The 12435-nt window shown below is 63.7% G+C and carries 11 protein-coding genes and 1 pseudogene; 4 read left to right on the forward strand and 8 right to left on the reverse strand.

Annotated elements, in window-relative coordinates:
• Window positions 1-229: 229 nt before the first annotated feature.
• Window positions 230-1126: a LysR family transcriptional regulator gene (locus tag NCS03_RS30785; protein ID WP_250530477.1), complete on the reverse strand. Its 897-nt coding sequence runs from the start codon at window positions 1124-1126 to the stop codon at window positions 230-232.
• Window positions 1127-1219: 93 nt separating this feature from the next.
• On the opposite strand from NCS03_RS30785, the gene NCS03_RS30790 reads away from it, so the two are divergent.
• Complete coding sequence (locus tag NCS03_RS30790; RefSeq protein ID WP_008345511.1) at window positions 1220-2218, forward strand: NAD-dependent epimerase/dehydratase family protein; 999 nt, start codon at window positions 1220-1222, stop codon at window positions 2216-2218.
• Window positions 2219-2734: 516 nt separating this feature from the next.
• On the opposite strand, the pseudogene NCS03_RS30795 reads toward NCS03_RS30790, so the two are convergent.
• A pseudogene (locus tag NCS03_RS30795) lies at window positions 2735-2905 on the reverse strand (cupin domain-containing protein); the annotation flags it as partial.
• Between the two features lie 42 nt (window positions 2906-2947).
• Between NCS03_RS30795 and NCS03_RS30800 the strand changes: the two are divergent.
• Complete coding sequence (locus tag NCS03_RS30800) at window positions 2948-3340, forward strand: N-formylglutamate amidohydrolase (RefSeq protein ID WP_008345508.1); 393 nt, start codon at window positions 2948-2950, stop codon at window positions 3338-3340.
• A gap of 202 nt (window positions 3341-3542) precedes the next feature.
• Here the strand turns inward: NCS03_RS30800 and NCS03_RS30805 are convergent, their stop codons facing one another.
• From NCS03_RS30805 to NCS03_RS30830, 6 genes are read right to left on the reverse strand one after another with little or no spacing between them, the layout of a single operon-like run.
• Window positions 3543-4562 carry an ABC transporter substrate-binding protein gene (locus NCS03_RS30805; protein ID WP_008345505.1) on the reverse strand — a complete coding sequence of 340 codons (1020 nt, stop codon included), beginning with the start codon at window positions 4560-4562 and terminating at the stop codon, window positions 3543-3545.
• 23 nt (window positions 4563-4585) lie between these two features.
• The gene (locus NCS03_RS30810) at window positions 4586-5494 is read right to left on the reverse strand and encodes an SMP-30/gluconolactonase/LRE family protein (RefSeq protein ID WP_008345503.1); all 909 of its coding nucleotides are present in this window, start codon (window positions 5492-5494) and stop codon (window positions 4586-4588) included.
• A 27-nt stretch (window positions 5495-5521) separates the two neighbouring features.
• Window positions 5522-6508 (reverse strand): ABC transporter permease, encoded by a 987-nt coding sequence (locus NCS03_RS30815; protein ID WP_250530478.1) that lies wholly within the window; start codon window positions 6506-6508, stop codon window positions 5522-5524.
• Window positions 6505-7455 carry an ABC transporter permease gene (locus NCS03_RS30820; protein WP_008345494.1) on the reverse strand — a complete coding sequence of 317 codons (951 nt, stop codon included), beginning with the start codon at window positions 7453-7455 and terminating at the stop codon, window positions 6505-6507. Before NCS03_RS30820 ends, NCS03_RS30815 begins: the two co-directional genes overlap by 4 nt.
• Window positions 7452-8933 (reverse strand): ATP-binding cassette domain-containing protein, encoded by a 1482-nt coding sequence (locus NCS03_RS30825; RefSeq protein WP_250530479.1) that lies wholly within the window; start codon window positions 8931-8933, stop codon window positions 7452-7454. The genes NCS03_RS30820 and NCS03_RS30825 overlap by 4 nt, the downstream gene beginning before the upstream one ends.
• Before the next feature lie 33 nt (window positions 8934-8966).
• Window positions 8967-10001: a substrate-binding domain-containing protein gene (locus NCS03_RS30830; protein ID WP_008345492.1), complete on the reverse strand. Its 1035-nt coding sequence runs from the start codon at window positions 9999-10001 to the stop codon at window positions 8967-8969.
• 1189 nt (window positions 10002-11190) lie between these two features.
• Between NCS03_RS30830 and NCS03_RS31325 the strand changes: the two genes are divergently transcribed.
• Window positions 11191-11370 (forward strand): MbtH family protein, encoded by a 180-nt coding sequence (locus tag NCS03_RS31325; protein WP_008345490.1) that lies wholly within the window; start codon window positions 11191-11193, stop codon window positions 11368-11370.
• A 24-nt stretch (window positions 11371-11394) separates the two neighbouring features.
• Window positions 11395-12291 carry a cupin-like domain-containing protein gene (locus tag NCS03_RS30840; protein ID WP_250530480.1) on the forward strand — a complete coding sequence of 299 codons (897 nt, stop codon included), beginning with the start codon at window positions 11395-11397 and terminating at the stop codon, window positions 12289-12291.
• Window positions 12292-12435 lie beyond the last annotated feature (144 nt).

Here is a 12435-nt window from a genome sequence, read left to right on the forward strand (position 1 = left end):
GCCTCTTCCTCCGCTGGTAGCACGCGCTATAACATGCGCTGTCGCGTCTCGCGGAGAATCATCGATACGGGATCGAACAAATCCGTCGTGCCCATGCGAACTGGTTGCGCCGCTCGTCGAAGCTCCGCTGGAAGTGTTTCGGAAGACGGGTGCGGACTGCGCCGTGTCGATGCCTCGCGCCGACGCTCACAGTGAGGCTTGCGGATGCGCGTGTCGCCCAGTCGCGGCGTTATCGCGCGTACTGTTCGAGCGCGTCAGCAAGGGCATCGAAGGTAGCGCGGCAGCGCGGGCTCGCGCGCAGATCTTCGTGCATCGTCACCCACGTTTCGAGCCGGAGCGCGAACGCTTTCGACAGCACGCGTACGAGACCATCACGGCGCGCAATCGCGACATGACATCCGCCGATTCCCGCACCCGCGCGGATCAGTGCGAGTTGCGCGAGATCGCTATCGGCGCGCATCGAAAACAACGCGTGACGAAAACCCGGCAACGTGCGGCTCACATCGCGAATGAACGCGTTTGGCTGGTCGTAGCCGATGACCGCGTGTTCTGCGAGCGCCGCCATGCTGCGCGGCGTGCCGTGACGGTCGAGATAATCGCGCCGCGCATGAAGTCCGACCTCGATCACGCCGACTCGCCGCGCGACGAGTTGCGTCTGGCGCGGGCGCACCATGCGCACGGCAATATCCACTTCGCGCCTCAGCAAGTCCTGCACGCGGTTCGACAGCACGAGTTCGACGATCAATCGCGGATGCCGCTCGCGCAGCGCGGCGATGACCGGCGGCAGCACTTCGACCCCGACCACTTCGCTCGCGGATACGCGCACGACGCCCTGCACGCCCGCGCCGTCGTCGCCCGTGTGGCCGCTCGCCGCGCGCTTGAGCGATGCCGCCGTACTCTGCATCGCTTCGGCGTGCGACTGTAATCCAAGCGCAACGTCGGTCGGCTGAAGCCCGTTCTGCGAGCGCGTAAATAGACTTACCTTCAGCGCCCGTTCGAGCGCTTCAACGTGCCGCCCAGCCGTCGGCTGCGTGATGCCGAGCGCGCGCGCCGCACCCGACAGCGAGCCCTCGCGCAGCACTGCGAGGAACGTTCGGTAAAGCTCCCAGCCGATGTCGTCTGCCATACGTTTTTGAATATCGGATCAACGAGGTTCGCCAATTTTAATGTGTCCGCGAAGGGCGGAGAATGGCGTCATCGACAACCTGGGAGGCGTGACATGGCGCAAGGCGAAACGGTTCTGGTACTTGGGGCGACGGGCGGCATCGGCGGGGAAGTTGCGCGGCAATTGCGCGATGGGGGCTGGCGCGTGCACGGGCTGCGGCGTGGCGCGGGGGCATCGAAGGGCGACGGCATCGAATGGATTCACGGCGACGCGATGAACGCGGCCGACGTAATGCGCGCGGCACAGGGCGTATCCGTGATCGTGCACGCGGTAAATCCGCCAGGCTATAAGCGCTGGGCCGAACTGGTGCTGCCGATGACCGACAACACCATCGCGGCGGCGAAGGCGCAGGGCGCTACCATCGTGTTGCCGGGCACGGTCTACAACTTCGGGCCGGACGCGTTTCCATTCATCGACGAAGACGCGCCACAGCATCCCGTCACGCGCAAAGGCGCGATTCGCGTGGAAATGGAAGCGCGTCTGCAACGCGCGAGCAAGGAAGGTGCGCGAGTGCTGATCGTGCGCGCGGGCGATTTCTTCGGGCCAAGAGCGGGCAATAACTGGCTCGCGCAAGGACTCGTGAAGCCAGGAAAGCCGGTGGCGAAGGTCAGCAATCCGGGTGCGCGTGGCATCGGGCATCAATGGGCGTATCTACCCGATGTCGCTCGCACGATGGTTGAACTGCTTGCGCACCGCCATTCGCTCGATGCGTTCGCGCGCTTTCACATGAGCGGTCATTGGGACGAGGACGGCACCGGCTTTGCCGACGCGATCCGTCGCGTGGTCGCGCGGCGCACCGGGCGGGCGCCCGCTGTCGTCGGCTTTCCGTGGTGGCTGCTCGCGCTTGCCGCGCCGTTCAACGTAACATTCAGGGAGCTTCAGGAAATGCGCTATCTATGGACGACGTCCGTGCATCTGAATAACGCGCGGCTCGTGCAGACGCTCGGCCACGAGCCGCATACACCGCTGGACGTGGCCGTCGAAAAGACGCTAATCGGCCTCGGATGTCTCGCGCCTGATGTTCGAGCTTCGCTATCGAGCCTCGCTCCGTAAAGCGAGCGGCCGTTAAGATCCCCGCAGTACGTGAGCCTGCCGTCCGGCTAAGCATTCTGGCTTCCGCGCAATGCGGACGATGCTCGACTGGTAGCGTATTCAGGAACGGGTTCGCTCGGCTCGAAACTGTCGCACGACGAAACCTTCGAGCCCGCCCCACGAATCGCGTGTGCCTGACCGAGGGTGATTCTTCGGGCGGTTGATTGTCTTGCCCCCTTCTCAAAGGCATATCCTGAAGATGGTGACCTGAGATGTTCTTGAAGGCGGACGGAAACGCAGACGATTAGTTGCGCTCTGTGTTTCCTCGCGATTGTCGCCGGTTCACCAGCCATGGCCGAGTGGCAGGCGCCGGGCTGTTTCGACCGGCACATGCCTTGTGTCCTCAAGCGAATCGCCGGTGGAACTACCTGGCCCCACACAAGAGCGGACGTTGAACTGGAATCGACGCAATCGCGCCCTCGGAGAATCGCCCGTCTCCGCCCGCCACGTCTCACCGGTCATGCCCCGGTGGCCGGCTCAAATCCACTGGTCGTTCGCGACAGTACGCTCGCTTGCCGCGCCGTCGCCTGTGTTCACGACACCTCGCGGCTCGATAAGCAGCAGCTTGACTTCTGCGTTTGCACAGGGCTTGTGCTCGACTCCCTTCGGAACGACTCCCAACTGTCCGGCACGTCGTATCACGACGCCCTTCAGGAAGAGCTGACGCGCCTGCGCAGCCAGCATCGGAATGTGCTGCTCTGGGAAGCGCACTCGATCGCGAGCGTGCTGCCGCGCCTTTTCGAAGGCAAGCTTCCGGACTTCAACATCGGTACGCAGGATGGCCGCACCGCCGCGCCCTCCGTGCAGGAAGCAATACAGCGCGTCGCAGCGGCGAGTCCGTTCACATGGATTGCGAACGGCCGCTTCAAGGGCGGCTTTATCACGCGGCACGCCGGCGCGCCGCAGGACGGCGTGCATGCGGTGCAACTGGAGATGTGCCAGTCCACCTATATGAGCGAAAACGCACCGTTCCACTATCTGCCCGAGGTCGCGAAGAAAGTGGAGCCGGTGGTACGCGGCATGGTGAATGGCGCGCTCGACGCAATCGTCAAGCTGACTGCGAACGCCTCGCGGGCGAAATGAGCGCGAGACGTCCTTGCCGCAGGACGTCTCGGCAATACCTTCTGAACACCACGAGCAGAGACGCTCTGGCCAATACACGCTTGCCGAGCTTCATCAGCGCTCGGAGCAGGCGATCAGGCTGGCGGGCGACGAGCCAACCGCATTCAACGCGCCGTGTACCCGCAGATTCATTCGTCGTGTTTCCATCTCCGATGATACGTGCCTACTTCTTCCCATCCACGACGGCGACGACCTCGTCGCGCGTGTACTCCTTGTTCGCCAATGCACCAACCGGCGTTTTGGCCAGCACCGCGTCGAGTTCCTCCGGCTTCACTTCCAGAACCGGCATACGGATGTCGTGCGGCATCTTCTTGCCGGCGAGAAGCTGCTGCGTCACCCAGAAGGCGAACGAGGACGCGCCCGGCGGAATCGTCACCGACATCGTCTCGTAACCGCTCTTCTTCTGTTCGGCCCACCAGGCGAGTTCTTCCTGCCGGTTGCCGAGAATGATGATCGGCGTCGGCCGCCCCGCGGCCTTGAGCGCCTGCGCGGTGCCGAAGCCGTCGCCCCCTTGCGTGAGCACGCCGTCGACCTTCGGCAAAGTCGGCAGGATGCCCGCGACCTGCTTCTGCGCGACGGTCTGCGTCCAGTCCCCGTGCACCGAACCGACGATCTTCATCCCCGGATACTTCTTGAGTTCGTCGACGATGCCCTGATGAATCTCGTCGTCCACGGAGACGCCCGCGAGTCCGCGAATTTCGAGCAAGTTGCCCTTGCCGTTCAGCCGCTTCGCCAAGTAATCGACCTGCATGCGGCCCATGCCCTGAAAATCCACGGCAATGCGATACGCGCACGGCTCAGTTGCGATGCCATCGAACGATACGACCGTCACGCCCGCGCCGCACGCCTGCTTGATGACGCCGTTGAGCGCCGTGGGCGAAACGGCATCGACGGCGATGGCCTTGAAGCCTTGCAAGATGAGATTCTGAATCTGCTGAACCTGCTCTGTCGCCTGGCTTTCGGCTGTCGTGAAGCTGGGCGCCGCCGCGACGACCTTCTGCTTCACGGCCGGATCGGCGACGTTGGCCCAGCTCTTGAGCATCTGCTGGCGCCAGCTATTGCCCGCGTAGTTGTTCGACAGCGCGATCTTCATCGACGACGTATCGCCCGTCGCGACCTGCGCCGACGCGCCCGCCGATGCCGCGACCAAGCACAGCGCCACGGCCAGTGTTGTGATTCTCATGCTCGTCTCCTGTTATTGATGTTTTACCGTCCCGCGCCACGCACGCCGACATGCAGCGAATAGATCGATGACGTCGCCGTAATGAACAGGCGATTTCGATGGATGCCGCCGAACGTGAGGTTCGCGACGACCTCGGGAATGAGGATCTTGCCGAGCAGCGTGCCGTCGGGTGCGTAGCAGTGCACGCCGTCCTCCGCGCTGGTCCAGACATTGCCGTGCTCGTCGACCCGCATGCCGTCCGGCACGCCGCTCTGCATCTCGATGAACACGCGTCCGTTACGCAATACGCCATCGCCCGATACATCGAACACGCGGATATGACGCGGCGCTTCTTCGTCGTGGGAAGCGGCCGAATCCGCGATGTAGATCTGCGATTCGTCCGGAGAAAACGCGAGGCCGTTGGGCTTCGCGAAGTCGTCGCAGACGAGATGCACACGCGCGCCGTCGGGCGATAGGCGATACACGTTGCATCGGCCGATCTCGCTCTCTGCGCGATAGCCTTCGTAGTCGCTCAAGATTCCGTAGTCGGGATCCGTGAACCAGATGTCGCCCTTCGAATCAACGACGACATCGTTCGGCGAGTTCAGCCGCTTGCCTTCGAAATGCGATGCAAGCACGGTCACGCTGCCGTCGTGCTCCGTGCGCGTCACGCGCCGCGCGCCATGCTCGCAACTCACGAGCCGCCCTTCGCGGTCGCGCGTGTTGCCGTTGCTGTAGTTCGACGGCGCGCGAAACACGCCGACGCCCATTCCCGGCGCCCAGCGCAGCATGCGGTTGTTCGGGATGTCGCTCCAGACGAACAGGTCCGTGGCCGGAAAATAGACCGGTCCTTCCGCCCAGAGGCATTCGTCCGTCACTTTGGAAAGGAACGCGTTCGGCTGCAGCAGCAGCCTGAAACGCGGATCATGCACTTCGAAATCGCTGGGTTTCATGTCTCCTCGTCCTTTGTGGATTGCGTGTCAGCGCGCCGGTTTTCCGCCGGCGGCGACCGTCACCGCGATGATGAGCACGCCGTACACGATGGAGCGCACGCCGGCGTCGGCGCCGACCGCGTTGAGCGCGGCGTTAGTGAGAAACAGGAACATCGAGGCGCCCCATACGCCGACGATCGTCGCCTTGCCGCCCGTGACCAGCGTGCCGCCGATCACGACCACGGCGATCGAGATCAGCATGTACTCGACGCCCATATCGAGCGACGCGCCGCCTGATGTCGCCGCGAGCAGCAGCGCCGTGAGCGCCGCGATCATCGACGAAAGCACGTAGGCAAGGCAGCGCGAGCGATGCACGTTCACGCCCGCGAGCCACGCGGCGCGCGCGTTCTGTCCGATCGCCGAAAGCCTGCGGCCATACACGGCGCGATGAAGCAGCACCGCGAGCGAGACCGACAAGGCGAGCGCAACCAGCGCGATATACGGCACGTTGAAGAGCCGGCTCGTGGCGAATGCGCCCAGCGCGGGCGGCGGCGGCGGAAGCTGGCGCCCTTGCGTAATGGCGATCGACTGGATGATGAAGCTCGACGACAGCGTCGCGATGATCGGCGGAATGCGCAGCAGTCGGATCAGCATGTAGTTCGCGATCCCGACCGCGACGCCCACGCCGAGCGCCGCCGCGACGCCGAGCGCAATGTGGCCGTTGGAGCCGCCCATCGCGTGCATGCCGACGACGCCCGCGAGCGCGATCGTCGACGGCACCGAGAGGTCGATGTTGCCGACACCCGACGTGATGACGAGCATCTGCCCGAGACCGACCAGCACCATGAACACGCCGTAGGTGAGGGCCGTCTGCGCGACATTGCTCGCGATGCCGAAGCCGAAGATGCCGACGATACCGAACCACACGAGCACCGTGCCGACGAAAGACCACGCCCAGGGCGCTTGAACGCCCTTCAGCCGTTCCCACGCGGTATCGTTGTTGGCGAGCGCTTCACCGGAAGTCTGCGATTTCATTGCCGTTCCCCGCGTTGCAGCAGCACGCGCAAGGACAGCACGACGATCAGGATCGCGCCCTGCATGCCGACTTGCCAATCCGCCGAGATGTTGAGAAAGGCGAGGAACGACGCCGCGAGCGTGAGCGTGATGGCACCGAGCACCGCGCCGATGACCGATACGCGCCCGCCGACGAATTCTCCACCGCCGAGAATGACCGCCGCAATCGAGAGCAGCGTGTAGCGCAGCGCAAGGTTCGCGTCGGCGGAGGTCGTGAGCCCGAGCAGCGAAAGACCCGACAGCACGCCGAACACGCCCGCGATGCCGTAAAGCGTCGCCTTGCTGCGCACGAGCGACCAGCCGAAGCGCCGCATCGCGCGCGGATTGCCGCCCGCGCCGCGTATGCGCACGCCGGCCGAGGTGCGCATCAGCAGAATGTGCCCTGCGATGGCAATGAGCACCGACCACACGATCGGCGCGGCGATGAACGGCGTCTGATAGCTCATCGCCGTGCCGAGCCAGCCGGGGCTCGCGCCGCCCGGCGAAGGCAGCAGCACGATGGCGAGCCCGCTCCACACGAACGACAGCCCGAGCGTCACGACGATGGACGGAATCTGCCGCAGTTCGATCAGCGCGCCGACGGCTGCATACGCGAGCACACAGGCGACGAGCGCGAGCGCGCCGAGCCACGGCTCCTTGACGAGCAGCGTCGCGCCGATGCACGCGACGAGACTCACGAATGGACCGATGGACAAGTCGAGATCGTTGACGGTGATGATCGCGAGTTGCGCAAGCGTGGCGAGCACGATCGGCACGGCCAGATTGAGCAGCAGGCTCGACCCGAAATAGCTCATCACGGCGGGCTGCATGACGAGAATCGGCACGAGCACCGCGACGAGCGAGATGGCGGGAAGCAGCGCGCGCAGACGCGCTTGCGTGTCCCGGAAGGTGATGCGCGCGGGGGTCATGCGGCCTGCTCCTCGAAGCTCGCAGCGAGCAGCGCTTCTTCCGTGCATTCGTCCGCATGCAAGACGCGCGTGACCGCCGACGAGCGAAAGACATACGTGCGGTCGCAATGCGACAGCTCTTCGTTTTCTGTCGTGTACCAGATGAACGTGCGGCCTTTCGCGGCTTCGTCGTGAACGAGCCGGTAGATGTCGCGCTTGGTGCCCACATCGACGCCGCGCGTCGGATCGTCCATCAGAATGAGCTGCGCGTCCGACGACAGCGCGCGCGCAAACAGCACCTTCTGCTGGTTGCCGCCCGAGAGCGACAGGATGCCCGCGCTCATCGGCGCGCCGCGTATGCCGATCTTCGTGCGCCACGCTTCCACGAGCGCGCGCGCCGCCGCGCGATCGACGAGTCCGCGCTTGCGCTTCGCGCCGCCGAGAAGCCACCGCAAATCGAGATTTTGCGCGATGGACCACACCGGGAACACGCCGTCGCGCCCGCGATCGCCGGCAACGAATGCGGCTTTCATGCGGCCCGCGCCGTGGCTCGTCGCTGCCTCGTAGATGGCGAGCAGCGCTTCGGTCTGACCTTGGCCCGCGAGTCCGGCGAAGCCGACGATCTCTCCGCGCGATGCCTCGATCAGCGTATGTTTCCTTCCGCCGACGTTCCAGCGGAACGGTTTGTCATCGCTTTGTGCGTTGCGTATGCGTGCGGCGGCCGGCGTTTTCTCCGCTTCCAGATGCTGGCCCATCGCCTGAATGATCGACGCACGGTTCGCCTCGTTGCCCGGCAGCACGCCGACGATGCCGCCGTCGCGCATCACCATCACACGATTCGCGACGCGCTCTATCTCGCCGAGCATGTGCGTAATCAGCAGACAGGTGATGCCGCTCCCTGCCGCGCGCCGGACGAAGGCAAGCAGTTGATCGGCGGTATGGGCATCGAGCGACGAGGTCGGCTCGTCGAGGATCACGAGACGCACGGGCGCGTCCGTCACCGTGAACCCGCGCGCGATCTCGACCATCTGCTGTTGGGTGAGCGTCAGATCGGACACGAGTTCGTTGCCCTTCAGTCCGTTGCCCGGAAAAATCTCTTCGAGCTTGTCGCGCATGAGCGCCGTTGCCGTGCGCCGCCAGCCGCGCCCGCGCAATTTCGGATGCACGATCGTCATGTTTTCCGCGACCGTCAGGTTCGCGCACAGCGAGAGTTCCTGAAAGACGCAGCGCACGCCGGCCTTGCGCGCGGCGTTGGCGTCGTAGTGCGGCGCGCTTTGGCCGTCCACTTCGATACGGCCCTGCGTCGGCGCATACACGCCCGCGAGCACGGCCATGAGCGTCGATTTGCCCGCGCCGTTGTGTCCCGCGATGCCGACGCATTCGCCGCGCGTGAACGCGAAGTCGATGTCCGCGAGCGCGCGCACCCGGCCGAAGGTCTTGCCGACGCCTTCGAAGCGAATCAGCGTGCGCTCGTCCTCTGTATTGATAGTTGCGCCCATTCACATGCCTCCATGCGTGGCGTCATCGAATGCTTATTTCTTGTCGAGCAAGGCCACGGTCTGCGGCAGCGTATAAGTGACGTCGGCGATTCCACCCGGCGGCGTCGCGGCGAGCCTCGCCGGCAACTCCTGCTGCGAGATGGCGAGCAGCGGCACGTTAATGGTGACTTCCTTCGGAATCTTCTTGCCCGCGAGCACTTGCTGCGCCACCCAGAACGCGAACGAGACCGCGCCCGGCGGATTCGACAGCGAGCGCGACTGATAACCGGTCTTCGCCTGCTCGCTCCACCATTGCAGTTCGGGATAGGTGCTGCCGATGACCATCGGCGGCGCGGGACGATTGGCGGCCTTGAACGCCTGCGCGATGCCGAACGACATCTCGCCTTCGGTCGCCACGCCATCGACTTGCGGTAGCGTCGGGAGAATGCCGGCCACAGCCTTCTGCGCGACCGATTGCGTCCAGTCGCCGTTCACCGAGCCGACGAGCTTGAGCCCCGGATGCTTCTTGAGCCCTTCGAGCACGCCTTCGTGCATGAGGTTGTCGACGGAGATGCCGGCCACGCCGCGCACTTCCAGTATGTTGCCGTGGCCATTGAGCTTCGTCGCCAGATAGTCGACGCCCTGCTCCGCCCAGCCCTTGAAGTCGAAATTGACGCGATACGCGCACGGCTCGTCGACGACGCCGTCGAACGAGACCACGACGACGCCCGCAGCGCATGCCTTCTTGATGGTGCCGTTGAGCGCGGTCGGCGAAACGGCGTCGATGACGATCGCGTTATAGCCTTGCAGGATCAGGTTCTGAACCTGCTGCGCCTGCTCCGTCACCTGATTCTCGGCGGTCGTGAAAGCGGGCGCGGCCGCGATCTTCTTGTCCGCCACCGCTTGCTGGGCGACGGCGTTCCAGCTCTTGAGCATCGACTGCCGCCACGCGTTGCCCGCGAAGCTATTCGACAGGGCGATTTTTTTTTGCGTGGTGTCGCCCGTTGCGACCTGCGCGTGCGCGGCGCCTGCGAGCATGCAGACGGCGAGCGCGAGCGCGGCTCTTGCCTGCACTCCTTCACGGAACATCGGGTTGTCTCCTTTCATTTTTCTTGTGGAGAGGCGCTGCGCGACTTCATCTACAGCACGCCCCTTCCGGGCGCATCGGGCGCGGTGCCGATGCGACGCTTCCAGTCAGTCTGCTTGATTCGTCCTGCGGTCAGGCCAATCGCGGTGGTCAGGCCACTCGATCGCGGAGCCAGTATAACGACAGTTTCGCGATTCGTGCAATTGCGTGCGTTACCGGTAACAGCGTGGCGCAGCGGCTTCGCCCCGGCTCACCAATCCCGCGGCATTGACGACGTGGATATTCTTCAGGAACGATGCCTCGCCGGGCCGCTTCTCCACATATGCGAGCGCATCGTCGCGTTCGCCGGATGCGGGCGTGTAGCCGTCGCGCCAAAGCAGCCATGATGGGCGATGCCGGCGAGTTCGGGCCGCGCATGCAGATCGACCGTGTAGCCCGTGCCGCGATCACGAAATCGAATTCGAACGTGCCGTCTTCCGCACGCGCGCGCACGCGGTTGTCATCGACGACGGCTTCGTGCCAGGGCGCAGCCAGATGCAGATGGAAGTTCGCATGACGCGCCACGCGTTCGATGGCGTCGGCGGGTGCAGTCGAGCCCGCGCGACGGAACCGCAGCGCCTGGCGCCAGCGCACGGCATCGCGGAAAGTTATCGTATGCGCCGGGATACGCGCGTGCGCGGCTCACCGGGACCGCAGTCCATGTTTGAAGCACTCACAAACTCGGGCGAGGTGCACAGCGCACGCTCTTTCGAGTTAAGACCGAGTCTGTGCCCGTCTGCATGCAAATGCCGGGCGCTTTGGATTAGAAAACCAATCCTTGATACGCTTCTTTTATTGCGATCGAGGCCATCGGGAAGCGCTTGCATAGCTGCGTACCTCGTCCCCCAAGGGCAGCACACGCGTCACAAGCAACTCGACGTGCCTTGCGCCGAGCGCGATGTGGGCATCGCGCAAAGCACTCGTCACGCGAGACATATCGAACTCGGTAAGGCCCCCGCAATTTCCCTTGCTACCAATCCGAAGCCGATATTAAATAGCGATGCATTCCTCACGTCTTTTGCAAGGTGCTCGTCGCATCGAGTGCGCGCCACGCTCGACGCACGCTATGGCTCTCGCGACACCTCATTCAATGCTAACTCCCGGCGCCTATATTTCGTTGCAATCCGAAGCACGAACGAAGGGAGCAACAGCGTGGACAATCCATTCGACGACGATCAGGGCACATTCCGTGTGCTGATCAACGAATTGCAGCAGCGCTCGCTTTGGCCCGCTCATCTCGAGGTTCCGGACGGCTGGACGGTGGAGTATCCAGATTGCTCACGCAGGCAATGCCTGGACTACATCGAACAGAACTGGACTGCACGGTCCTGATGATTCTCGATCTGGGAGTGGGAAATGGCCAAGCGCATTGTGAAAGTGATCGACCTCGTTCCGGGACGCAGCGTTCAGCTTCCGTCCATCGATAATGAAACGCTCAGACACGGACAATTCTGGAGCGACCATGTCTGCGCTCAGAAACCTGTTGTCATCAGAGGAGCGGTGCGCAACTGGCCTGCTCTCCGGAAATGGAACGCACCCGGCTATCTCGAAGCATTGACGGATAGCGAAGTCGGCATCTCGGATGCGTTCAACGCCTCGCCCACCGGTCTCTGGTATGCAAATCTCCCGAAGCTGAAACTCAATCAGGCCATTACGCGTCTGCGCGACGCAGGGCCGGACGAGACGCATGCGATCCGCGCGCTCCCTATTCCGTCGGAATGGAAACCCGATCTCGGCCATTATGAGTTTCTCGAAAGAGAGCACGATCGACCGCCGCGCGCATATGCACAAGACCGGCTCTTCATCTATCGGAATGCTTCGACCGAATGGCACTACCACACGACCGACGAGACGCTAACCACGCAGATCATCGGCACCAAGCGCATTTCCATGTTCAGGCTGTCCAGTGAAAACTGGCAAGCGTATGCCGTGCCGATCAAGTCCAATCTTCATCACATGAATGATGGCGCGCGCTTCTTTCCCGCGGACGGTGCACTGACGAAGTTCGAAACCACGCTTGCGCCCGGCGACGTTCTCTATATCCCACCGTTCTGGTGGCATGGCGTCGATCCCGCCGATAACGATTTCGGCATCACACTCGCTCATTGTTTCAGAACGCCGCTCAATCGCCTCGGTTCACTGAGCGATCCCGCGGTGAAAGACGTCATCCGCGCGCAGCAAAGCGCCATGCTCGCGTTCCGGATGAGAGCGTTCGTCGCCCTCGGTTCGATTTCGAGGCTCGTGACTTCCTGAGTTTCACATTCATACCCGCGGCCAATCGAGGCGCGTTTGCGTCGCTTTACGCCGCCGCATCAGTCTGACGAACACGCAAGGACCTGTGCCAGATGCAACCACGCGCGAACGCGCGTGCGCTTCTTCCACGCGTTCCGATGACGA

The sequence above is a fragment of the Caballeronia sp. ATUFL_F1_KS4A genome, from assembly GCF_023630905.1.
Lineage (GTDB): Bacteria > Pseudomonadota > Gammaproteobacteria > Burkholderiales > Burkholderiaceae > Caballeronia > Caballeronia zhejiangensis.